General features: G+C 30.7%; 23 protein-coding genes. 4 read left to right on the top strand and 19 right to left on the bottom strand.

Annotation, left to right across the window (positions count from 1 at the left end; translation table 11 throughout):
* Positions 1–30 precede the first annotated feature (30 nt).
* Positions 31–897 (bottom strand): CvfB family protein, encoded by an 867-nt coding sequence (locus EDD62_RS02955; RefSeq protein WP_123807472.1) that lies wholly within the window; start codon positions 895–897, stop codon positions 31–33.
* Positions 898–1,074: 177 nt separating this feature from the next.
* Between EDD62_RS02955 and EDD62_RS02960 the strand changes: the two genes are divergently transcribed.
* Positions 1,075–2,670: an ABC-F family ATP-binding cassette domain-containing protein gene (locus EDD62_RS02960; RefSeq protein WP_123807473.1), complete on the top strand. Its 1,596-nt coding sequence runs from the start codon at positions 1,075–1,077 to the stop codon at positions 2,668–2,670.
* Between the two features lie 106 nt (positions 2,671–2,776).
* Here EDD62_RS02960 and EDD62_RS02965 read toward each other — a convergent pair whose 3' ends face one another.
* Positions 2,777–2,977 (bottom strand): cold-shock protein, encoded by a 201-nt coding sequence (locus tag EDD62_RS02965; RefSeq protein ID WP_077140292.1) that lies wholly within the window; start codon positions 2,975–2,977, stop codon positions 2,777–2,779.
* Between the two features lie 162 nt (positions 2,978–3,139).
* Positions 3,140–3,463 (bottom strand): DUF1033 family protein, encoded by a 324-nt coding sequence (locus tag EDD62_RS02970; RefSeq protein WP_123807474.1) that lies wholly within the window; start codon positions 3,461–3,463, stop codon positions 3,140–3,142.
* 83 nt (positions 3,464–3,546) lie between these two features.
* Between EDD62_RS02970 and EDD62_RS02975 the strand changes: the two genes are divergently transcribed.
* From EDD62_RS02975 to EDD62_RS02985, 3 genes are read left to right on the top strand one after another with little or no spacing between them, the layout of a single operon-like run.
* Positions 3,547–3,825, top strand: coding sequence for an acylphosphatase (locus tag EDD62_RS02975; RefSeq protein WP_249037323.1), 279 nt, complete (start codon positions 3,547–3,549; stop codon positions 3,823–3,825).
* Positions 3,826–3,879: 54 nt separating this feature from the next.
* Entirely contained in the window at positions 3,880–4,515 is a 636-nt protein-coding gene (locus tag EDD62_RS02980) for a 5-bromo-4-chloroindolyl phosphate hydrolysis family protein (protein ID WP_123807475.1), read from the top strand.
* Positions 4,505–5,692 (top strand): toxic anion resistance protein, encoded by a 1,188-nt coding sequence (locus tag EDD62_RS02985; protein WP_083705848.1) that lies wholly within the window; start codon positions 4,505–4,507, stop codon positions 5,690–5,692. Before EDD62_RS02980 ends, EDD62_RS02985 begins: the two co-directional genes overlap by 11 nt.
* A gap of 40 nt (positions 5,693–5,732) precedes the next feature.
* On the opposite strand, the gene brnQ is transcribed toward EDD62_RS02985, so the two are convergent.
* The 16 genes from brnQ to msrB form a co-directional block, all read right to left on the bottom strand.
* Positions 5,733–7,070 (bottom strand): branched-chain amino acid transport system II carrier protein, encoded by a 1,338-nt coding sequence (gene brnQ / locus EDD62_RS02990; protein WP_123807476.1) that lies wholly within the window; start codon positions 7,068–7,070, stop codon positions 5,733–5,735.
* Between the two features lie 70 nt (positions 7,071–7,140).
* A complete protein-coding gene (locus tag EDD62_RS02995) occupies positions 7,141–8,985 on the bottom strand; it encodes a vWA domain-containing protein (RefSeq protein WP_123807477.1) in 1,845 nt (614 codons plus the stop codon).
* A gap of 2 nt (positions 8,986–8,987) precedes the next feature.
* Positions 8,988–9,770: an ATP-binding protein gene (locus EDD62_RS03000; protein ID WP_407922656.1), complete on the bottom strand. Its 783-nt coding sequence runs from the start codon at positions 9,768–9,770 to the stop codon at positions 8,988–8,990.
* 80 nt (positions 9,771–9,850) lie between these two features.
* Entirely contained in the window at positions 9,851–10,054 is a 204-nt protein-coding gene (locus EDD62_RS03005; RefSeq protein ID WP_123807479.1) for a DUF6501 family protein, read from the bottom strand.
* Between the two features lie 49 nt (positions 10,055–10,103).
* A complete protein-coding gene (locus EDD62_RS03010; RefSeq protein WP_123807480.1) occupies positions 10,104–10,952 on the bottom strand; it encodes a VOC family protein in 849 nt (282 codons plus the stop codon).
* A 149-nt stretch (positions 10,953–11,101) separates the two neighbouring features.
* On the bottom strand, positions 11,102–12,379 hold the full coding sequence (odhB, locus tag EDD62_RS03015) for a 2-oxoglutarate dehydrogenase complex dihydrolipoyllysine-residue succinyltransferase (RefSeq protein WP_123807481.1): 1,278 nt from the start codon (positions 12,377–12,379) through the stop codon (positions 11,102–11,104).
* Between the two features lie 26 nt (positions 12,380–12,405).
* Positions 12,406–15,180, bottom strand: coding sequence for a 2-oxoglutarate dehydrogenase E1 component (locus EDD62_RS03020; protein ID WP_123807482.1), 2,775 nt, complete (start codon positions 15,178–15,180; stop codon positions 12,406–12,408).
* Between the two features lie 118 nt (positions 15,181–15,298).
* Positions 15,299–16,669: a HAMP domain-containing sensor histidine kinase gene (locus tag EDD62_RS03025; RefSeq protein WP_123807483.1), complete on the bottom strand. Its 1,371-nt coding sequence runs from the start codon at positions 16,667–16,669 to the stop codon at positions 15,299–15,301.
* A complete protein-coding gene (locus EDD62_RS03030; protein WP_123807484.1) occupies positions 16,666–17,370 on the bottom strand; it encodes a response regulator transcription factor in 705 nt (234 codons plus the stop codon). Before EDD62_RS03030 ends, EDD62_RS03025 begins: the two co-directional genes overlap by 4 nt.
* Before the next feature lie 172 nt (positions 17,371–17,542).
* Entirely contained in the window at positions 17,543–18,172 is a 630-nt protein-coding gene (locus EDD62_RS03035; protein WP_123807485.1) for a phosphatase PAP2 family protein, read from the bottom strand.
* A 20-nt stretch (positions 18,173–18,192) separates the two neighbouring features.
* Complete coding sequence (locus tag EDD62_RS03040; protein ID WP_123807486.1) at positions 18,193–19,260, bottom strand: undecaprenyldiphospho-muramoylpentapeptide beta-N-acetylglucosaminyltransferase; 1,068 nt, start codon at positions 19,258–19,260, stop codon at positions 18,193–18,195.
* Between the two features lie 209 nt (positions 19,261–19,469).
* Positions 19,470–20,897, bottom strand: coding sequence for a S41 family peptidase (locus EDD62_RS03045; protein ID WP_170152757.1), 1,428 nt, complete (start codon positions 20,895–20,897; stop codon positions 19,470–19,472).
* Positions 20,898–20,985: 88 nt separating this feature from the next.
* Positions 20,986–21,699, bottom strand: a complete 714-nt coding sequence (gene deoD, locus EDD62_RS03050) for a purine-nucleoside phosphorylase (protein WP_077140278.1) — start codon at positions 21,697–21,699, stop codon at positions 20,986–20,988.
* A gap of 141 nt (positions 21,700–21,840) precedes the next feature.
* Positions 21,841–22,065, bottom strand: coding sequence for a YozE family protein (locus EDD62_RS09410; protein WP_077140277.1), 225 nt, complete (start codon positions 22,063–22,065; stop codon positions 21,841–21,843).
* Between the two features lie 7 nt (positions 22,066–22,072).
* Positions 22,073–22,573 (bottom strand): PTS sugar transporter subunit IIA, encoded by a 501-nt coding sequence (locus tag EDD62_RS03060; protein ID WP_077140276.1) that lies wholly within the window; start codon positions 22,571–22,573, stop codon positions 22,073–22,075.
* 130 nt (positions 22,574–22,703) lie between these two features.
* On the bottom strand, positions 22,704–23,123 hold the full coding sequence (gene msrB, locus EDD62_RS03065) for a peptide-methionine (R)-S-oxide reductase MsrB (RefSeq protein WP_123807488.1): 420 nt from the start codon (positions 23,121–23,123) through the stop codon (positions 22,704–22,706).
* Positions 23,124–23,157: the final 34 nt, after the last annotated feature.

A 23,157-nucleotide genomic window follows, 5' to 3' on the forward strand; every position in this document is an offset into this window, starting at 1 on the left:
AAAATAAGGTAAGCCATTTTATGGCTTACCTTATTTCAAAAACGTTTGATCATGTTTAAATTCTATTTTTCTCGCTTTATATAAACGACCTAATGCTCTCTTAAAGCTTGACTTACTCATATTAAATGTATCCTTTATTTTAGTCGGATCTGATTTATCATTGAATGGCATATAACCATCATGTGATTTCAAATAATCTAAAATCACTTCTGCATCATCATCCATTTTTTCATGAGCGAGTGGTAGAAATGATCCGTTAATCTCACCGTGTTCATTAATGCCAATCACTCGAAATTCAACTTCTTCCCCTAGTCTAGGCTCTTCCTCTCGTTCTGTTTCATGGATAAAACACTTTTGTTTGTCATCATTAAATAAGAACGTACCAACTTTTAGTAAACGATATGGTCTTGCTTTAATACGCTTGGATTGAAATTCAGATTCCTTTGATTTATCAATAGGTTCGAATATTTCAGAAACAATTGTTTCACTCGCTAATCGACCGTACATCATTCCATCAGATTCAACGCGTAATGTGATCAATATTTCATCACCTTGCTGTGGCCATACATCTTTCAGTCTTGGCAAGTCTTGCCATGGTACTATAATTTCTCGTGGTAATCCAATATCAACGTGAGCTCCATCCATTGAAGTCGTAATAACAGGGGCATAACTATAATATTCAGTGGTCACGTATGGTTTAAGCGTCGTTGCGAATGGCTCCCCTTTTCGTGAAGAATATACGAACACTTCTATGGTATCTCCAACGTTAATGTGTTGCTTTTCATCTATTTCAGATTGATTCATTTTAATTTGTGTGTTTTCTACGGTTAACGTAATACTGGATGTTTCAATTGCCTCAACAGTTGCTTCATGGAACTGTCCAATGAGTTCAGTCATATAATTTCCACCTTAATCTATTTATAATTAATATTTATATATTTGATATAATATTTACTTGTATTATATCATGTATACTCTTATTCATATACTAATAGATGTGTTATAATGCATAAGGGTTAGAGGTTTTAATACTTCAATTAAAGAAAGTATAGACAACGTTTAGGAGGTCTACATATGTTACAAGTTACAGATGTTAGTTTAAGATTTGGTGATCGAAAGTTATTCGAAGATGTGAATATTAAATTCACACCAGGCAATTGTTATGGTCTAATTGGTGCAAATGGTGCCGGTAAATCGACATTTCTTAAGATTTTATCTGGTGAAATTGAATCACAGACAGGTCATGTTTCATTAGGTAAAGATGAACGATTAGCTGTTTTAAAGCAAGATCATTTTGCTTATGAAGATGAGATTGTACGCAATGTCGTATTACAAGGGCATCAGGAATTGTGGCGTGTGATGAAAGAAAAAAATGATATTTATATGAAACCTGATTTCAGCGATGAAGATGGTATCCGTGCAGCTGAGTTAGAAGGAGAATTCGGTGAAATGGGTGGTTGGACTGCTGAAGCCGATGCTGAGACATTACTCAAAGGATTAGGTATTAAACATGAATTAATGGATAAAACAATGTCTGAGTTAGAAAATAATCAAAAGATTAAAGTTCTACTTGCACAAGCTCTTTTTGGTAATCCAGATGTTCTTTTACTAGATGAGCCCACTAATGGTCTAGACATTAAAGCAATTCAATGGCTTGAGGAGTTTTTAATAAACTTTGAAAATACAGTAATCGTTGTATCACATGATAGACATTTCCTAAATAATGTGTGTACGCATATTGCAGATTTAGACTTTGGTAAAATTAAATTATTTGTTGGTAACTATGATTTTTGGTACCAATCAAGTCAACTTGCATTAAAATTAACACAAGAGCAAAACAAGAAAAAAGAAGAACGAATCAAAGAATTACAAGATTTCGTTGCACGATTCAGTGCGAATGCCTCAAAATCTAAACAAGCAACATCAAGAAAGAAAATGTTGGATAAAATTGAACTTGAGGATATACAACCGTCTTCTAGAAAATATCCTTTTGTAAACTTTAAACCGGATAGAGAAATTGGTAAAGAGTTACTACAAGTAAAGAATATTTCTAAAACCATAGATGGTATCAAAGTATTAGACAATATTTCATTTACAGCAACTCCAAACGATAAAGTGATCATCATGGGTGAAAGTGAAATTGCAAAGACAACTCTACTTCGAATATTGGCTGAAGAAATAGAACCAGATGAAGGCTCTATTGAATGGGGTGTTACTACAACAAGGTCATATTTACCTAAAGACAATGCGAAATATTTTGATACAAATGAAGATAACTTAGTAGATTGGTTGCGTCAATATGCTCCACCTGAGGAACAGACAGAAACTTTCTTACGAGGATTTTTAGGGAGAATGTTATTCAGTGGTGAAGAAGTGAAAAAGAAACCTAGCGTTCTAAGTGGTGGCGAAAAAGTACGTTGTATGCTCAGTAAAATGATGTTATCTGGTGCAAATGTTATACTGCTTGATGAACCAACAAACCATCTTGATCTTGAAAGTATTACAGCAATAAATGATGGATTGAAGAATTTTAAAGGGTCTATTTTCTTTACATCACACGATTTTGAATTTATAAATACGATATCAAACCGTGTCGTTGATTTAGATGAAGGTGGTTTGAGTAAAGAAATTACGTATGAAGAATATTTAAAAGAGCAAGGGATTTTATAAAACAACTGTTAATATTTATTAAGAACTCGTTCATGAGTTCTTATTATAATTCAGTACAAAAATAACCCCCGAATGACATGTGTCATTCAGGGGTATTGTTATATGATTAAAGTTTAACAACGTTTGCAGCTTGCGGTCCGCGATCGCCGTCAACAACTTCAAATTCTACACTTTGGCCTTCTTCTAATGACTTGTAACCTTCTTGGTTAATTGCTGAGAAATGAACGAATACATCGTTTTCCCCTTCGATTTCAATAAATCCAAAACCTTTTTCTGCGTTAAACCATTTAACTGTACCTTGTTTCATAAAAAAATTCCTCCAAATAAAAATGTTTCAATAGACAAATATTCGCATATGAAAAACTATGCGTAAAACATACTCTTTACACTATGGAATAACTGTTATTGCTTATGTTCTATTATACTCATTCGAGTTACAGTTTTCAATATGTGAATTGTAAAATAAGAGTTAAATTATCCCACTCAAATTTACAGGACTGTTACAAACATCATTATCTTTTAATATAATGAAGCTATAATATATTTGTAAATCTTCTTCACAACTTTCACAATAAGTAACTTCTTTAGGATTACTCATTGAGAGAATGTCGTACTCCCCTATTTTAATTTGATTTCTACATTTTGAATATTGTGTGTAAAGAGATTGATATATATCGATAAATCTATCCATATCTGAAATTACTTCTGTTGAATGAATGATATAATCTTTCCAATCGTCAAATAAAAACCAACCTTCAAAGTCAGACTTAATAATACAAATTTGATACCCCATAATTGCCCCTTCTTTCAATGCATACAATTATAAAACGATATATTGGTGATTTCAAGAATTAAAGATTATAATGAAGTCAAGGAGTGATTACCATCGAATATATACACATCACTGTGCATGGACGCGTTCAAGGTGTAGGATTTAGACAATATACCAAGAAGCAAGCGGATCGTTTAGGTATTACGGGTACCGTTGAAAATGTTTCTGACTATGTCGAAATATATATTGATCGGAATTGTAATCGAATAGATGAATTTTTAACGAGTGTAAAAAAAGGACCATCACCTTTTAGTAAAGTAAATGATATAAAAATAGAGCATGGTGAAACCAATGACTATTTCACATCATTCGATATTATTTGAATAAATTTAAATCAAATCATCGAATTCTAATCGTAATAAAGAAGGATTGAAATTATGAAAAAGCCAGTATCTAATTGGGTTGCAAGCTTTATAAGTGTTCCTGTAATGATCATTGTAACGATGGTTTCTAATACAATAATTGATGTGATGTTTTTAGGTGACATGATGATTGGGGTATTATTTTCATTGACGACTTATTTGCCAACTAAATTAACATTAGATCAATCTTTTTATAAAAAAATAGGATTAACAAAAAAGGAATATCGATATGTTCAAAAGCAACTATCCAATAGTAGAGATGAAATTAGACAATTAAGACAAATGTTCAAAAATGTTCGTAGACTTAAAGATGTTAAATCTTTATTTACGTTATATCAAACAGTCAATCGAATCAATACGATAGTAAAACAAGACCCTAAAAGATTTTTCTTGATTGAAAACTATTATTACGCTCACTTACCTAGTGTGATCAAGATGATACATTCATATCAACAGCTCATTCTAACACCGAATAAGACTGCTGAAGACCACCAACAAATTAAGAAGATACAATGGTCGATTGATGAGATGCAAAGAACATTATATGCAGATTTGAAACAAGTCAATAAACCTGATTATAATGCATATCAAATTGAAGAGGCGCTTATGGCTCAGCATAGATTAACACAGGGGGATCACAATGAACAATGAATACAAACAGTTAAGTCGAATGAATAGAAATAATAACAATACAGTTCCTACTGACTATAAAGGCTCAAATGAGGTTGTGAGTAATATTAATACTAGTCATAATGACTTCAATCAACAATCGATTGAAGCATTCATGTCTAAGGAACTTACTAAAGAAGATGAGCAAAAAGTTGAAAAAATGATCATATCTTTAGACCCATCAAAAGAAGAAACGATTATGGAGTATGGCATTGAAGAACAAAGACACCTGACAAAATTCTCTGAATTAATGTTAAAAAAAGTTGAACAATCAAAACAAAATGGAATTGAACAACAATTACAGTTTTTGATGAAAAAATTAAATGAAATTGACCCTTCTGAGCTCAAACAGAATGAAAAAAAAGGACTAAAAAAACTGCTATCAAAAGCAAAGTCCTCAACAAAAGAACTATTATCTCGGTTCAAAAATATATCACATGAAATTGATAAAGTAACAATTGAACTGAACCAATCAAAATCTGAATTAATTAGAGATAATGAATTATTAAATCAGTTATATAATGAAAATAAGTCATATTATGATCAATTAGACCTATTGATCCATGCTGCGGAAATTAAGAAGCAAGATTTAGTACAAAATGATTTAAAAGAAGCACGATTAAATTTAACAAAAGATGATGCAATTGGTGCGCAACAAATTACTGATTTAGAACGTTATATTAATCGTTTAGATAAAAAGATATATGACTTAAAAATATCTAAAAATATTACATTACAATCTGCTCCTCAAATTAGGATGATACAAGATGTGAACCACTCTCTTGCCGAAAAAATACAAAGTTCAATATTAACTAGCATTCCACTTTGGAAAAATCAAATGTCTATTGCAATGTCATTAATGAATCAGCAAAATGCAGCAAAAACACAACAACAAGTTACAGACACTACTAATTTACTACTCAATAAAAATTCAGAAATGTTAAAAGATAATGCGATTAAAACAGCTGAATTAAACGAACGATCAATCGTCGATATAGAGACACTACAAAATACTCAGTCGAATATTATTGATACAATTAAAGAAACAATTACAATTCAACATAACGGAAGACTACAACGTGAACAAGGTGAGAAAGAATTGCAAAGATTAGAAGAAGAACTTAAGTCCGAATTATTAAAACTTCAACATAGTAAATAAATATATAAAATCCCGCGTATAGACACGCGGGATTTTATAGTTATTCATCTTTTAAAAAATAGTGAGTATTATTGATTTGTTTAAAAATCAATGTACTTATGATTAATGTCACAATCATTGGAATAAACCATCCCATTGATTCTTTAGCAAGAGGTAATATATTAATCCATTCCACAATACCAAATTGAGTATTTAATACGGTAAGTAAACTAATTAGTACGACTAACGCTGTTGTAATTCTCACAGCATTAGTTGGAATATTTATAAATTTAGTTAACAAAATAATTAAGATTAGGCTCATACCAATAGGATAAAGCAATAATAATACTGGTATGCTTGTTTTAATGACAGCTTCTAATCCTTGATTCGATAGAATGAAGCTGATTAATGTAAACATAATTACATATGTTTTATATGGTATTTTACTAAAAATATCATGGAAGAAATTACTAACCGCTACAATGAGACCTACAGATGTTGTTAAACAAGCTAATGTGACTAATCCACCGAGCACAATAGGTCCAAATGAGCCAAATAGTTGATCAGTAATACCTGTTAATATTATAGCTCCCATATTTTGATTCTCATCTTGAATTAATGAAAGTTCTTGGCTGGAGAAAGAATATTTATTCCCAACGAATGAAAATGCAAAATAGATAATTCCTAGTAAAGAAGCCGCAACCATAGATGCTTTAAAAGTTAACTTAAATAATTTTTTTTCAGTTATATTAGGAAAATCACTTTTAATATTACCTAATACGATGGTTGAAAATGCAATTGCAGCAATTGCATCCATTGTTAAATATCCTTCTGTAAATCCTTTGAAAAAAGGATTTACTTGTTCATACGATGAATCGATACTTTGTGTTTTAACCCCAAACAAATTAGCAATACTTAAAATTAATAACACAACAATAATTATTAACATCGTTGGTGTTAAATATTTACCCACTTTATCGACTAAATTATTTGGAAATAAAGCAAGTAATAATGTAACAACAAAATAGAGTATCGTAAAGATTAATAAACTTATGTTTGATGGAGTATTTAAGTAAGGTAATAACGCCATTTCATAAGATGTGGTTGCTGTTCTTGGAATTGCAAAAAATGGACCAATTGTTAAATAAATTGCCATTAGAAAAATGAGACTAAATAGTGGATGAATTTCTTTAAATGCACCACGATAACCTGACTTATTAACTGCTCCAGCCATAATACCGAGTAAAGGTAATCCAACACCTGTAAAAATAAATCCAATAATGGCAAAGATAAAGGCAGTACCACTTTTACTTCCAACTTCTGGTGGGAATATTAAGTTACCCGCTCCAAAGAATATTGCAAATAATGTAAATCCAACAAGTATTACTCTTTTATTCATTGTGAGACCACCTTTAATTTCTGAAAATTCTATTTATTAGATAATACCATATATATAATTCATGTCAATGTTATATTGAATAAATCAATAATTTTTTTAATGTAGAATAGACATAATCACTTAAATTATCTAAATTATCAATGAATATAGCATTGTGTTTATATATATTTTTGATAGTTTGTTGGACACTCTCCTCTATCGGTCCATCATCAATGAATAAATTAATAATTTGTATACGTTCATCATTCGCCTCATTGACGGCATAATAAGTATCAACAATTCCATCATCCGCGTAGTCAAAGGCAGACGGCTCACCATCTGAAAATAGTAAAATGAATTTGTTCTTTTCTGTACGATATTTCATCTTTTCAACAGTTTTCCGAATGATATATCCATCTCTATTATCATCATGTGCTTTAATATTCATAATTGATGCATTTGGCTTCGAATATAAGCTTTCATTGTAATCAATAAATTGATGCATATAATTCGGTTGTTGTTTATCGTCAGAATCAAATGTATCTTCATAAAATGAATACACTTCATGTTTAATATTTAACCTTTTAAGAACTTCAACGAATAATATTACACAATCTTTAACGTATTCCAATTTATTTTCCATACTGTAACTTGCATCAATTAACAATGTAAATGTTGCATCAATATCTCTTGAAGGTTGATCTCTTTTATCAAAAACATGGATTGACTCTTTAGTAACTAATGGAATCAAATCTTTACCTAACTTTCCTTTTGATAAATGTGTACGTTTATCACTATACTTTTTATCTAAAAGTTTATTCATAACAGTTGCCAATTCATTAATGCTGCTTTTAACATTATTTAATGCTTGATCGTATTCAAGCTCTGCTTTAATATCAGAATCAATTTTCTTTTCTATAAGTATCGCATTTTTATTGATTGAATTTTTATCATCTTCATTAGTATCTAATTCAATGCTCGTAGATTTATCTTTAGTTTGTTGACCTTTACCTAATGTCACTTCAGTCATATCATCAGTGGAATCACCAGAACGATTTGCATCATTCGCATTGATCGAGTTTTCACTATCCACTTCCATTTCTAAATAGGCTTCGTCTTGTTTACGTGCTTCTTGTTTAATTTTTGTTTTGTCAGAAACATCATTTGAGTCATCAGAATCGCTAATCTCTTTACATTGGTTCTTTTGAAGTTGATTTATATATTCAAAAGTTTTAGGGCGATGAAAAAATTCTTCCCAACCATCTTTATTTACTTCTTTAGAAATAACGTGATAAAGCGCATACGTGTAATTGAAACTATCTTCACTATTTTTGTGTTTAACGTTTTTTAAACTTAAAACAATTCTATCGATATCAAATTCAACACTTGATTCGATATTAATATGTGACGATGTCATTTCATCGGTATCTTTAAATAGATACCATATAACAAATGCGATATGTTGATCAACGATACGACCACTATTTTGAAGTGCTATAATACGTTTCTTTGCATCATTTTTGACATGATTGATATATATATTTAATAAATCTTGTCCATTTGAATAGTGTTTTTGACAAAGTGATACTGAACGATAGGTTTCCATCGCTAAGTAGATTTGAAAGAATAATTTAGGGAATTGTAATTCTTCGTTTTGTATTAATTTAATTACATCTTCAAAAATCCCAGGTTGTTCAGTATTATATTGCATTGCTTGAATGACAACCTCGCCTTTTAATAGACGAAATTCATCTTTTCGATGACGCCATTTAAAAGGTGTAAACAATACTTTGTTTACAGGGTCTATATAACCATGTTTACCAAATACAATCTCATATTCAGAATCGTTTAATAAGAGCTTCACTAAATCATTTAGTAGTTCTTTTTTGAAAGGGTCTATTCGCTCATCGTTAAACTTTATAAATGAATGACTCATTGTTATATCAACTCGAACAACTGACGAATTGCTTCTTTTTCTCTATCCGTTTCTAATTTAGAAACTAAAGCTCTTTCAATTGCACGTTCAAATGGCATAATCGTCATTAAATCGCATGCATCTATTAATGCCCTAACACTAGCAACTTCTTCTGATATTTGGTGTTGTGAAACCATTTTTATAAGTAATTCGTTAAGTTTTATCATTTTTTCTATGTCTTGTTCATCTGTTAATATAGATTGATCAATAAGCACTTGTTTTAATGTTTCACCATCTATATATTTCAGTTCAATCGCAACAAAACGATTGACTAACGCTTCATTCATTGGCATCGTTCCAACATATCCCTCATTAATTGCAGCAATCACATTGAATCCTTTCTGCGCAATTACAACTTCATTATTGAAAGGGTTCGTCAATTTTCGACGATAATCTAATACGCTATTCAAAATTGGTAACACTTCAGGTTTAGCCATATTGATTTCATCTATATAAAGTATAGCCCCTTCTTTCATCGCTTTGATGACAGGGCCATCAATAAATACAATTTGCTGAACACCGTCAATTGTCTCTATCGTTTTAAACCCGAGTAAACTTTCAGCATCTAAGTCGACACTGCAGTTCACACTATATTGTTTTGCCGATAAAGAGTCAGATATATTTTCGGAAAGCCTTGTTTTACCAGTACCTGTCGGTCCTTTTAACAATAAATTTTTGCCTAATTTAACAATATTTATTGCATCATCAATTAGTTGTTGATCTCTATTTTGATATTTAATCATCATATTCACCATACCTTTAAAAAAATTAAGCAATAACTTAATGTTATCGCTTTTAATCAAATTTATGCTATATTTTCTAGACTTTAAACTTCATCAAAATATGTTTTATAAAATCCACCGATTTTTTGATGGTCATCTATTATAAATAAATATTCTTCTGTTTCATTCACAACATCATATACTTTATCCATAGTTAGAGATGTATCTACATTAAATTTTTTAGAGTCCTTATGTTTAACTTTAACTTGTTTAATTGCTTCTTTTGATTGCCATTTATATTCTGCCATAAATTACTCCTTAATATTTATAATTATTGATTACTATTAATCAGTCAATTTACTCTCTTGGTTCATTATCTACTATTTCAATTAATAATTTATTCATATCACGTATAAAAATTGATTCATATTGTTCTGCATTGACTTTTTCATAAGGCAATTTAATTTCATTTATCCGATTTTCAAGTGCAATAAAATCATCATGCGCTTCAACTTGAATCGCAAAGTGATCAATCATACCGACACCATGTGCTGTTTTAGTTTTGGTATCTGTAATGATATGAATTTCTGCACCATGTCCTTTACCATCCATCTCAAAGACGTGTACTTTACCTTCAACACCTTGTATTAAATAATCAGCGCTGTTTTTCATTTGAAGTAATTCTTTTAATACAGATCCTGTTAAAATTGGCTCACTTAATGTTAAATATATGGGTCCTAAACCACTCACTTGATGGATTGGATTAATATCTGAGTGATCAGCCGGAATACTCGTTTGTAATCCGATGTTTTGTTCATTTGAGATTAAATATAGTTCTTCGTGGTCTGGTCCTCTAAAAGGGAGAACATAGTGCCCATTTCTTTTTTCTAGCTTATACTGAACAACATCAAATTGATTTAATCGTTCTGCATAATAATATAAACTTTCATTTGAAGGGACTCTAAAACTGATCGCATTAATATCGTTATATCCTGTTTTATGTTGTGGTGCATTTGGTTGTTCAATTAATTTAATGTGACTGTATGATGACTCATCACCAAGTGAAAGTTTTGCAATATCTATATTTCGTGATTCATTTTTCATTGTTTCATGAAATACTAGATTTAATCCTAATATTTTTTGATAAAAATTAATACTTTTTTTATTATCTTTAACTATAATTTCAACATGATGGTTTAAATACATGAGATTCACCCTTTAAGTATGTAGATTAATATTATTATAACATGCTAGATTTATTTTTGAAAAAACAAAGGATAACGTATCACTTACGTTATCCTTTGTTAAATTTCAATATATAATTTGAATTCAATAATTATATGAGTTAAATCTTATTAACCTTCAAGTAATAAATCTTCTGGATTTTCAATAAGTTCTTTTACTGTTTTTAAGAATCCAACAGCTTCTTTTCCATCAATAATTCTATGATCATAACTTAAAGCTATATACATCATCGGACGAACTTCAACTTTATCTCCATCAACAGCAATAGGACGTTTTTGAATTGTATGCATTCCAAGAATTGCTGCTTGTGTTCCATTAATAATTGGAGTCGACATTAATGAGCCGAATACGCCACCATTTGTGATTGTAAACGAACCACCAACCATGTCATCTAAACCAAGTTTCTTATCTCTAGCTTTTAATGCTAAGTCATTAATATCTTGTTCGATTTCAGCAAAGTTTTTGCGTTCTGCATTTCTAACGATTGGAACAACAAGTCCTTCTTCTGTAGATACTGCAATCCCAATATCGAAGAATTGCTTCATGATCATGTCATCTCCATCAATTTCAGCATTTACAGCAGGATATTGTTTTAACGCTGCTACACATGCTTTTGTAAAGAATGACATAAAGCCTAAACGAGTACCATCATGTTTTTCTTGGAAAGCTTCTTTCTTACGTTTACGTAATTCCATAACATTTGTCATATCAATTTCATTAAATGTTGTTAACATTGCAGTAGATTGAGAAACTTCTAAAAGCTTATTTGCAATTGTTTTACGTCGACGTGACATTTTTTCACGAACAACAGGGTTTTCTGGATTGGCTGGCTTAGTAGATTCTTTCGGTTGTTCTTTCTTAGGTTTACTATTATGATTGTCAACATCTTGAGAGCGAACTAATCCACGAGGATCACTTGCATTAATTTCGGAAAGATCTATCCCTTTTTCACGTGCTAATTTTCTTGCAGATGGTGTAGCGACAATACGTTCTTCACCATTTGAAGAGTTACTTTCTGATGATTCTTTTTCTTTCAAAACTTCCTCGGATTTTTGTTCTTTAGAATCTTTAGAAGAAGTATCATTATCTGGAGTTTTTTTAGATTCATTTTCAGAAGAATTATTTGAAGTATCTCCAGCATCATCAGCATCTTTTGATTCATCTACAATTGCGATAACATCTCCTACTTCAACCGTATCGCCTTCTTCTGCTTTAAGCTCTGTAATAACACCTGCATGTTCACTGATCACTTCTACGTTTACTTTATCTGTTTCAAGTTCAAGTAAATTTTCACCTGCTTCTACAAAGTCACCAACACTTTTTAACCAACTTGCAATCGAACCTTCAGTTATTGATTCAGCTAATTCTGGAACTTTAATTTCAACCATATTAATAATCCTCCATTAATTTATAATTATAATTTTAATGCTAAATTGATAATATCTTGTTGATTATGCTTATGCATTTCAGGATCTCCCTCTGAAGTTGAAGCTCTTCTTGGACGCCCAATGTATGTTAACTCTTTTATTTTTGAAGGCAACATTTCACTTAATAAAGGACGGACAAAGCTATAGAAGCCCATATTGCGTGGTTCTTCTTGTACGAATGCAACTTCTTCTAGTTTTGGTAAATCCTTAATTAAGCTTTCAAGTTTTTCAGTCGGGAAAGGATAAATTTGCTCAAGACTTACGATAAGTAATTCATCATTTTCTTCTTTTTGAGCTTCTTTAATGTCAATAATGACTTTACCAGATCCAATGACCAACTTTTTAACCTTTGTTTTCTTATATGAAGGTATGATCACTGTTTTAAAGTGGCCTGTTGTAAATTGATCTATTGTATCTGCAACTGTTTGATTTCTTAATAAACTCTTTGGACTAGCAAGTACTAGTGGTCTCATAACATCTGTATCAAGATGATGTGCTTGTCGACGTAATAAATGGAAGTAGTTCGCTGTACTTGTTAAGTTAGCAACAGTCCAGTTATTTTCAGCGGCACTTTGTAAGAAACGTTCGATACGAGATGATGAATGTTCAGGTCCTTGCCCTTCATATCCATGTGGTAAGAACATTGCAAAACCAGATTGTTCTCCCCATTTTGCATTTGATGCAGAAATAAAATTGTCATAAATCATTTGTGCCATATTACCAAAGTCACCAAATTGCGCTTCCCAAATCGTTAATGCATTCTTTTTCTGAACGTTATAACCATATTCAAAGGCAACAACTGCAGCTTCAGATAACGGTGAATTATGAATAATAAATGGTGCCTTAGCATTTGTAATGTGTTGTAGCGGTGTAAATTCTCTACCACTTTCTTCATCATGTAATACAGCGTGGCGATGAGCAAATGTGCCTCGTTCACTATCTTGACCTGTCAGTCTCACTGGATAACCATCTTGTAAAATTGAAGCAAAAGCTAACGCCTCAGCATGAGCCCAATCAACTTTTCCAGTTTCTTTCTCAAATGGATCATTACGACGTTGTAAAATCTTCTTCAGTTTTGAAAATACTTTAAAATCATCTGGATAATTCATTAAATCGTTCTGAATTTGTTTTAACGTTTCTAAATCTACACCAGTATCGATTTGCTTATACCCTGAATTGATATGTTCAGGCGTTCGTAATGACGCATCTTTATTTTGATCAGACTTATTAATCTTTTGATGAGCTGATTTCATAGCGTTGAATGCACTTTCAATTGTTGTACTCTTATCTTCTTCAGAAATCACACCATCTTCTACTAAAATTGAACCATATAATTCATCAATTGGGTCATGTGACTTAACGTCTTTATATAATAATGGATTAGTCGCCATAGGCTCATCCATTTCATTATGACCGTAACGACGATATCCAATTAAATCAATGACTACATCTTTGTTGAATTTTTGGCGATATAAATATGCGACCTCAACTGCTCTAAGCACATGTTCTACTTTATCAGCATTAACATGAATAATTGGCACATCATAACCTTTTGCAATATCAGATGAATATAAGCCACTTCTTCCATCGTCTGGCTCAGTTGTGAATCCAATTAAATTATTTGTAATAATATGAATTGTACCACCGACACAATAGCCAGGTAATTGACTTAAATTTAAAGTTTCAGCCACAATACCTTGTCCGCTAAATGCAGCATCTCCATGAATTATAGCAGCAATGGATTTGTTGTAATCGACTTGACCATTAGTCTCATCAGAAGTTTGGGTCGCACGTGTTTTACCAAGTACAACTGGAGCTGTAATTTCTAAGTGTGATGGATTATTGGCAAGTTCAATTGTTTGATCAATATCGAATTCATTCGTTTTTGTAGTGGCACCTAAATGATATTTCACATCGCCAGTCCATCCTTGTGTTACTGACAATTTTTCTGGATTTTCGTTATAATCAATAGGATTTTCATGCATAAATTCTGCCAACATCATTTCGTATGATTTGTTTAAAACATGTGTTAACACATTTAGACGCCCTCTATGCGCCATTCCAATTTGTAAATTAGAGATTTGATCTACTGCCATAAGTTGTTGTAATTTTTTTAGTAATGGAACAAGTGAGTCTACCCCTTCAATGGAAAACCGTTTTGCACCAACAAAATTTTTATGGATATACTTCTCAAATCCTTGAACCTTCGCTAAATGATTAAACAATGATATTCTTTCATCATTATTCATCTCAACTTTGTCATGTTGCTCAATCGTTTCCTTTAACCACTGTCGTTCCATATCATTATTAATGTGCGTATATTCATATGCTATAGGTCCTTGATATAAATCTTTTAAATGCTCAATTGCTTCATATGCATTCTCTTTATCTTTGAAATGATCAGATACAAGTGAAGAAGGTAATGATTTAAGAATCGTTTCATCTAAATCATGACTCTCATATGAAATCGATGGTAAATCTTCACGATTTGGTTCATGAACTGGATAAATATCTGCATACAAATGGCCATATGTCCTAATATGATCAACTAAACGGATTAAATTTTTAACATGTAGCCCATTTAATCCTCCCTGATTGCCATTATTCGCATCACTTTGAGTTGAAGATAATTCACCAAATAATGTTTTCATTTCATCAGAAACAGAATTTGGGTCATTTAAGAACATGTCGTGTTGTTCAAGTAAATATGCTAAATTTTGATTGAATCGAACAGGACTTTGTTCTGTCTTACTTTTTGACATTTAGATTCACCTTCTAATTTGTTAATATTTTATGAACTTTTACACTATAAGTTTACCATTGAAAGCGCATTAATAAAAGTTAAACTATTATATTTATTTCTTAAAAAAGATAGTTTATTTATACGCGTTCAAAAATAACCTTTACAGTTGTAAATTTATTATATTCACTTGTAATCAGTACTTGTCCTTTGTTTTGTTCAACAATTTTCTTAGCAATTGCAAGACCGAGACCGTTACCCTCAATTTTCTTGCTTCTGGATTTATCTACTCTATAAAACCGATCAAATATATAAGGTAAGTCTTCTTTAGGAATTCCAATTCCACGATCAGTGATTTGGAGTTCAATGTATTCATTTTTTTCGGTAATCATTAATGAAATATTTTTATTAATATGGTCATATTTGATTGCATTGTCCATAAAAATTAACAAGACTTGTTCAAATTGATATTTATTAAAAAGTATATTGCAATTGTTCATCTTACTGTATATGTTAAATTTATAATCGGGATATACATTTTTAAAACTTTGCACTAATCTTTTAATCTCATCATTTAAATTGATATTGTGTCTTATGAGTTCATCACCTATTTGTCCTTTTGATAAGCTTAATAAAGAACTAATAAGTTTTTCCATTCTCTTGGATTCAGATAGTGAAATTTCAAGTGATTCCTCAAGTTGTTTTGGATCTTTTTTACCCCACCTATTTAACAACTTTATATGCCCCTGTATGATAGTCAATGGAGTTCTTAATTCATGAGATGCATCTTGCACGAATTGCTTTTGGCTTTTATAGTTTTCTTCAAGTACTCTCATCATACTATTAAATGTCGTTGTCATTTGATCTATTTCTGTGTAAAAACTCATATTTGTCAGTTTTTCTTTAAAGCCCTGTTTTTCAATATATTCCATTTGATTTGAAATGTTGCGTAATGACTTTGTTAACGTACGAGTTATAAAATAGGACACTAACAATGTAAGAAAAATTAATATAAAAGCAATAAAGATAGATATAATCTTCATATATTTCATAATATTATTATAATCATCTATTGGATGTACAATTTGTGCATATTTATATCCAAAGTGCGAAGATTGATTAATTTCAGATGTGATTGAAATATAAGAATAATCTTTCTGGTCAACAGCAATTATTTCATCGAGTTGATTTTTATTTACTTCGTAGTCATATTCTTTATTCGACAAATTATATTGGGTAATAAGTTGCCCTTGATTATCATATAAATTTAATATTTGATTATCACTGAGTCGTGTAATTATATCATTATCATTTATGTTTTGAACGTTGCGTGACAAAAATAGCTCTACAACCTCTTTATGACTTTTTCTTAACGTAGCATCTTCATTGTCATATAAATAACCACCCATTAAATGTATTAACACTAATGCAAACACAATAAATGATGTAAATATTAAAATACCAGATGAAATAACCCATGCAATACTTAATGGGACTTTTGGAAGTTTCATGACCTTATCACATAGCCCACACCACGAACAGTCTCTATCATTTTATCGTAATCATGTTTTTTTAATTTATTCCTTAAATATCTAATATATACGTCTACAACATTGGTTTCTACTTCATTATCATAACCCCAAATATGACTTAAAATTTGCTCTCTTTGCATCACGATATCGATATTTTCAATGAGCAATTTAAGTAATTCATATTCGGTTTTAGTTAATTCTAAATCTTCGTCATTTATGTACACTCTAATCCCTTGTGTATCGATGATTAAATCCTTAAAGTGAAGCGTTTGAGAATCATTTGAAAGTATTGTCGACTTAGTACTTTGTTCTTGTATTACTTCATTTCTTCTTAGAATTACTCGTATTCTTGCTAATAACTCTTCAATTTCTATTGGTTTAACGATGTAATCATCTGCCCCATAATCTAGTCCAATCACTTTGTCAGATATATCACCTTTTGCTGTAACCATTATAATTGGAGTATTTTTTACTTTTCTAAATTTTCTACAAAATTGTAAGCCGTTTAATGTTGGGATCATAATATCCAATAAAATAATGTCATAGTCCTCTTCAATCGCTTTATCATAAGCTTCTTGACCATCATATATTGCTTCTACTTCGTGTTCTTCATAAGATAGTTCTAACTGTAAGAATCGTGATATTCTTTCATCATCTTCAACGATTAATATCTTTGCCATAAACTCACCCTTCATTCTTTTTAATAAATTGTAACACTTTTTTAAATGATATTCTCTAAAATAAATATATAAAAAGTTGAGATCATTGATCTCAACTTTCTAAGAATATATAAAGGGTGGACGAAAATGAATTTAATCAATGATGATAATGATAATCATTTTCAATTAAATATTATATGATACGCTTTTTATTGTCAAATAATTTTTCTAAAATAATCGATGATAATATTACACTGATAAATCCACCGAATATACCAGCTAAGACATCAGTCGGATAATGAACACCTAAATAAACTCTTGAAGATGACACCATTAAAATGAAAAAGCCACAAATAGTTGTTATAATCCAATTTTGTTGTCTAGTAAATTTGGTATTCATAATAGAAGCTATTGATGTAAAGAATGTCGATGATCCCATCGCATGTCCGCTTGGAAAACTAAATCCAGATATATCAATTAGTCTAAGTAATGTTGGTCTTTCACGGTCGAAGATATTTTTTAGTACGGGATTTAATATACTGCTAATAATCATAGAAAGTGCAAAAAATAATGCTTCATATCTCATTTTTAAAATCATCAAAACAGCAATGACCATGAGACTTAATATAATCATTGTTAACACTTCTGCAATGAACGTAAATCCTAACATAAATGATGTCATTATAAATGATTCTGCAGAGTATATAAATTCATAAACTTCTTTATCTATAAATCGACCTAACCTACTTTCGTGAAACATGGCAATAACACCAAAAATCATAACAAAAATTATTAACAACTCAATACGTTTTCTTCGAGACATATTATGCTCCTTTCGTACAATTACGTACTCATAATTTTTTGAAGTAAATCTTCAGGTTCAATTTGTTTATGGTCTTTATTCATAGAATCGATATAACGTGATGAATGTGAAGATAACAATTCTAGTCGATCTAATAGGTTTTGAAGGTCTAATGCTTCTTCTTCTATCATTTCAGCGTACCCGTGTTTTTGAAAATGTTTAGCATTAAGTAATTGATCGCCTCTTGACTTTTCTTTAGACAGTGGTATTAATAACATTAATTTATTTAATGATAATAACTCAAAAATCATATTAGAGCCTGCTCGTGAAATGACAATATCACTTAACGCAAGTAAATGACTAAATTCAGTGGTAACATAATCAAATTGTTTATACTGATCTATATGGGTTAAATTTTTATTAACTTTATTTTTCCCAGTCAAATGGATGATGTTAAATTGACTTAAAAGTGCATCAATATTATCCCATATAAACTGATTTATAAATAAAGAACCAGTAGATCCACCAGTAATTAAAATCGTTGGTTTTTCATTTTTTTCAAAACCTGTTAATTCATAAGCTTTTTCACTATCTCCATTGGATAATGAGTCTTCTTTTATTGTGCCAATATATTCTGTTTTTGAATCAGGTAAATAGTCAGTAGTTTCCTCGAATGTCGTATATATTTTGCTGGCAAATTTACTTGCTACTTTATTGGCTAAACCGGGTGTATAATCTGATTCATGAATGACTGTTTTTATATTTAAAAGTTTACTCGCAATTACTACTGGAACGGTAACAAATCCACCCTTTGAAAAAACAACATCTGGCTTTTCTTTTTTTAGAATTTTATAAGCATCAAATATGCCTTTAATCACTTTGAAAATATCTTTTAAATTTTCAAAAGATAAATATCTTCTAAGCTTACCACTTGAAATACTACAATATTTAATTCCAGTTTCTTTCTTTATGAAATCTTTCTCTAAACCTTTTTTACTACCAATATAAATTGGAGTAATCCCACTCTTTTGGGCAACAGGTATTAGTTTTAAATTCAAAGTGACATGCCCCATTGTGCCACCACCGGTAAATATAATTTTTTTCGCCATATAGAAAGCTCCATTCTTAAAATATAATTATCATTCTTATTATATAATGATTTAATCGAATTTTCATGAGTCACAAGTAAATGTTTAAGTTATATATATTATAGTGAATTATAATATATATATTGAATTATATATTGTAAATTACATTTAAAAAGGCTGAACATTTTGTTCAGCCTCTACATTCATTTTCAACGGGTAAAAACATATGATCATGTCTGAGTCACAAATTGAATAACATTTTTCATCTGAGGATCATCATTTCTTAAATGATCAAAAATGACTTTCATAAATGTATCTGTTGTTTTTCCGTGCATTTCACCAGTTGCCTTTATTTCGTACTCTTGTTGAAATGCCTTGAGTGCTTTCTCAGTTTCACTATCGAATTCTTTATTTGGAGACTTTATTGAATAGCCTAATGATTGAAGTCCAAACTCTATAAACTGGATATCTTCACCTTTGCTATTTTCTTTGTAAACTTTATCTGAATCTAACATTGTCAAATGCTTATATATACTTGGTTTTATCACTTTGTCAGGTTTAATGCCTTTGTCATGAATCCATCTTTCATTCGGTGTCAACCATTTAGAGTTAGTGTATTTTAATAACTCATTTCCAAATTGCTTAGTCGTTTGAACAACGCCTTTACCATATGATGATTCACCAACAACTGTCGCATTTATATGATCTTGTAATGCACCTGCAAATACTTCAGATGCACTAGCAGATCCTTCATTGAGAACGATTGTTATCGTCTTATCTTCTAATCCATCTACTTGATCAATAGTTGTTTTAACTTCTTGCTGTTTACCATCTCTTGTTTCTAAAATTGCGGCAACTTTATTGTCTCCTACAAACAATCCAATCATATTTACAGCTTCATCTAATAAACCACCTGGATTGTTTCTGAAGTCTAAAATCAAATGGTTATGGTCATTGTTAACAACTTTATCTAATACATTGGATAATTCTTTATGCGTACCCTGTTGGAATCTTGATATCGTAATAATATCTGTCGATTCATTTTCAATAGATTGATGACTTACACTATCCATATGAATCTTATCTCGTGTGATTTCAACATCGAACGGCTGTTGATTTCCTCTGACGATAGTTAATGTAACTGTAGTCCCTTTTTCTCCTCGAATTTTCTTAACGGCATCGTTAACATCTTGACCTTCAATTGAGTCTCCATCAATACCGATGATTTGATCTTTAGGTTGTAATCCTCCTTTTTCAGCTGGTGAGCCTTTAATTGGGCTTGAAATAAATATTTCATTATCTCGTTGTTCAATCTCAGCACCGATGCCTTCAAAATTTCCACTAATTGATTCGTCAAATTGAGAAAGTTCCTCCTCTGTTAAATATTCAGAATATGGATCCTCAAGTCCTTCGACCATTCCATCAATTGCTGAATCTATAAGCTTATCTTCATCAATATCTTTATAATATTCATTATTGATTTGTTCGTATACAGTCTCAATTTTGTCAAAATTGTTTGCTGAATGGTTTTGATTAAATAAAGATTGATACAAATAAAATGTAGCCATTGTAACTATACTCGCTACAATCATGCTAATGAGTATAAAGAAAGTAAACAAGATCGGATTCATCGTGATTTTTCGTTTTAATATATTCATTTTATCCCACATTTCTATTACTTACTATAAAAATTAAGACATACACAATGTATGCCTTAATTTTTATAAATAGTGACTATAGATTACATTATTTAGATGCGAATTCAACTGCTGTATCGAGTGCTACTTCCATCATATCAACAAATGAAGTTTGTCTTTCTTCACTTGATGTTGCTTCACCAGTGATAATATGATCACTTACTGTTAAAATAGATAATGCTTTTGCATCATATTTTTTCGCCAATGTAAATAGCGCACTAGATTCCATCTCTACCGCAAGTACACCATACTCTGCTAATTGGTCATTATTATTTTTTTCATCATAGAACCAATCTGCAGTAAATACATTCCCTACTTTTACATTCAACCCCTTGCTCGTTGCTTTGTTATATGCAGTTGCTAACAAATCGAAATCAGCGGTTGGTGCAAAAGTAATCGGTCCGAATAATTTATTATTCGTATTAGAATCGTGAGAAGCACTCATTCCTAAAACAACGTCACGTACTTCTACATCTTTTTGGATTGCTCCGCATGTTCCTACTCTAATTAAGTTTTTTACGCCATATTCATTCATTAATTCATTAATATAGATTGAAATAGATGGTACACCCATACCTGTTCCTTGAACAGAAATACGCTTCCCTTTATAAGTACCAGTATATCCAAACATATTTCTCACTTCGTTATATTGAGTTACATCTTCTAAGAAGTTTTCTGCGATATACTTCGCCCTCAATGGATCACCTGGTAATAATATCGTGTCTGCTATATCACCTTTTTTTGCATTAATATGAACGCTCATCTTAACACCTCGTAATTTATTTTTATTCATAGTAAAATCAAAAATGTAAAATTAAACCTATGAAATTATTCATATAAATTTTATTTAATTATGTCATTTACTATTCAATTAAGTTTATCATAATGATTTTATAAATAATCATTAAAACAAAAGCCATTCTTCATAATCTTTCCATAAACAATCAAACACTGACAAAGGTAGGCTTGTCACATTATTTAACTCAAGATAATTTGATATATCATCATAATCAGATGATTGTTTAGGAAATTGTATATCATTGATTATATCCTCACACATCTGACTCTCTCTACTACTATTCAATCCCGTTCTAGTTTTACAATATTGATAAAATGAATATGATTTCATCTAAAGATTATTTAGCAGTTAAATTGAATATAACCGTTTGTCCTTTTTCAACTTGTTTAACATCATTCGATGTATAAGTATCGAGTTGATCTGTGTTCGTGATAATCACAGGTGAAATTAATGATTCTGCTTTTTGTGAAATATAATCGATATCGAATTGAACAAGTTCATCTCCTACATCGACTGTATCACCTTCAGCAATAAGAGTTTCGAACCCTTCACCTTCAAGTTGTACAGTTTCAAGCCCAATATGAATCAAAACCTCAATATCATTATCGGCTTTAAGTCCGATTGCATGCTTAGTAGGGAAAACTTGGACAACTTTACCTTTAATTGGAGAAACTACAACACCTTCAGTAGGTTTTACACCAAATCCTTCACCCATCATCTTCTCAGCAAATACAGGATCAGGTATATCTTCAATATTTACATATTCACCTGTCATTGGTGAATATAATTCAATATCTTTACTTACTTCTTCTTTAGAACCAAATAAGTTTTTAAACATTTTTTATCCTCCATATTTTAAGCTCTATTTCAATCTTAATTCTAAAATATTGTTCAATACCATTATACACAATTAAACTAACACTTAAACATTTTAACTTTAAGCGTAAATTTTAATGAATATTAAATCATTATTCAAATTGTGACAGCCATTTTTCATAGCCCGACTCTTTTAATTCGCTTTTAGGTATGAAATCAATACTAGCAGAATTAATACAATATCTTAATCCACCAGATTCCTTGGGGCCATCATTAAATACATGACCTAAATGTGATGTGTCACTTCGAACTTCAGTTCTACTCATACCATGTGAATCATCATGGACTTCGACAATATTTTCACTCGCTGCTTTAGAAAATGAAGGCCATCCACATGATGAATCAAATTTATCATGTGATGTAAACAACACTTCACCCGATAACTTATCTATATAAACACCTTCTTCAAAGTGTTTCCAATATTTATTTTCAAAAGGAGGTTCCGTGCCATCTTCTTGCGTTACATAATATTCTATATCTGATAACTCATCTATATTTCTTTTTTTTACCATTATTTTCACCTCTTATATCACTATTAATATATCA

The organism is Abyssicoccus albus (genome assembly GCF_003815035.1).
Lineage (GTDB): Bacteria > Bacillota > Bacilli > Staphylococcales > Abyssicoccaceae > Abyssicoccus > Abyssicoccus albus.

Coding starts and splice junctions, on each gene's coding strand:
- EDD62_RS09410 (WP_077140277.1), bottom strand. CDS start 22,065: ATGAAATCATATTCATTTTATCAATATTGTAAAACTAGAACGGGATTG.
- EDD62_RS03000 (WP_407922656.1), bottom strand. CDS start 9,770: ATGATGATTAAATATCAAAATAGAGATCAACAACTAATTGATGATGCA.
- EDD62_RS03040 (WP_123807486.1), bottom strand. CDS start 19,260: ATGGCGAAAAAAATTATATTTACCGGTGGTGGCACAATGGGGCATGTC.
- odhB (WP_123807481.1), bottom strand. CDS start 12,379: ATGGTTGAAATTAAAGTTCCAGAATTAGCTGAATCAATAACTGAAGGT.
- EDD62_RS03060 (WP_077140276.1), bottom strand. CDS start 22,573: ATGTTTAAAAACTTATTTGGTTCTAAAGAAGAAGTAAGTAAAGATATT.
- EDD62_RS02960 (WP_123807473.1), top strand. CDS start 1,075: ATGTTACAAGTTACAGATGTTAGTTTAAGATTTGGTGATCGAAAGTTA.
- EDD62_RS02970 (WP_123807474.1), bottom strand. CDS start 3,463: ATGGGGTATCAAATTTGTATTATTAAGTCTGACTTTGAAGGTTGGTTT.
- EDD62_RS02980 (WP_123807475.1), top strand. CDS start 3,880: ATGAAAAAGCCAGTATCTAATTGGGTTGCAAGCTTTATAAGTGTTCCT.
- EDD62_RS02995 (WP_123807477.1), bottom strand. CDS start 8,985: ATGAGTCATTCATTTATAAAGTTTAACGATGAGCGAATAGACCCTTTC.
- EDD62_RS02955 (WP_123807472.1), bottom strand. CDS start 897: ATGACTGAACTCATTGGACAGTTCCATGAAGCAACTGTTGAGGCAATT.
- brnQ (WP_123807476.1), bottom strand. CDS start 7,070: ATGAATAAAAGAGTAATACTTGTTGGATTTACATTATTTGCAATATTC.
- EDD62_RS03045 (WP_170152757.1), bottom strand. CDS start 20,897: ATGAATATATTAAAACGAAAAATCACGATGAATCCGATCTTGTTTACT.
- EDD62_RS03035 (WP_123807485.1), bottom strand. CDS start 18,172: ATGTCTCGAAGAAAACGTATTGAGTTGTTAATAATTTTTGTTATGATT.
- EDD62_RS03005 (WP_123807479.1), bottom strand. CDS start 10,054: ATGGCAGAATATAAATGGCAATCAAAAGAAGCAATTAAACAAGTTAAA.
- EDD62_RS02965 (WP_077140292.1), bottom strand. CDS start 2,977: ATGAAACAAGGTACAGTTAAATGGTTTAACGCAGAAAAAGGTTTTGGA.
- EDD62_RS03030 (WP_123807484.1), bottom strand. CDS start 17,370: ATGGCAAAGATATTAATCGTTGAAGATGATGAAAGAATATCACGATTC.
- msrB (WP_123807488.1), bottom strand. CDS start 23,123: ATGGTAAAAAAAAGAAATATAGATGAGTTATCAGATATAGAATATTAT.
- EDD62_RS03010 (WP_123807480.1), bottom strand. CDS start 10,952: ATGTATTTAAACCATCATGTTGAAATTATAGTTAAAGATAATAAAAAA.
- EDD62_RS03020 (WP_123807482.1), bottom strand. CDS start 15,180: ATGTCAAAAAGTAAGACAGAACAAAGTCCTGTTCGATTCAATCAAAAT.
- EDD62_RS02985 (WP_083705848.1), top strand. CDS start 4,505: ATGAACAATGAATACAAACAGTTAAGTCGAATGAATAGAAATAATAAC.
- EDD62_RS03025 (WP_123807483.1), bottom strand. CDS start 16,669: ATGAAACTTCCAAAAGTCCCATTAAGTATTGCATGGGTTATTTCATCT.
- deoD (WP_077140278.1), bottom strand. CDS start 21,699: ATGAGCGTTCATATTAATGCAAAAAAAGGTGATATAGCAGACACGATA.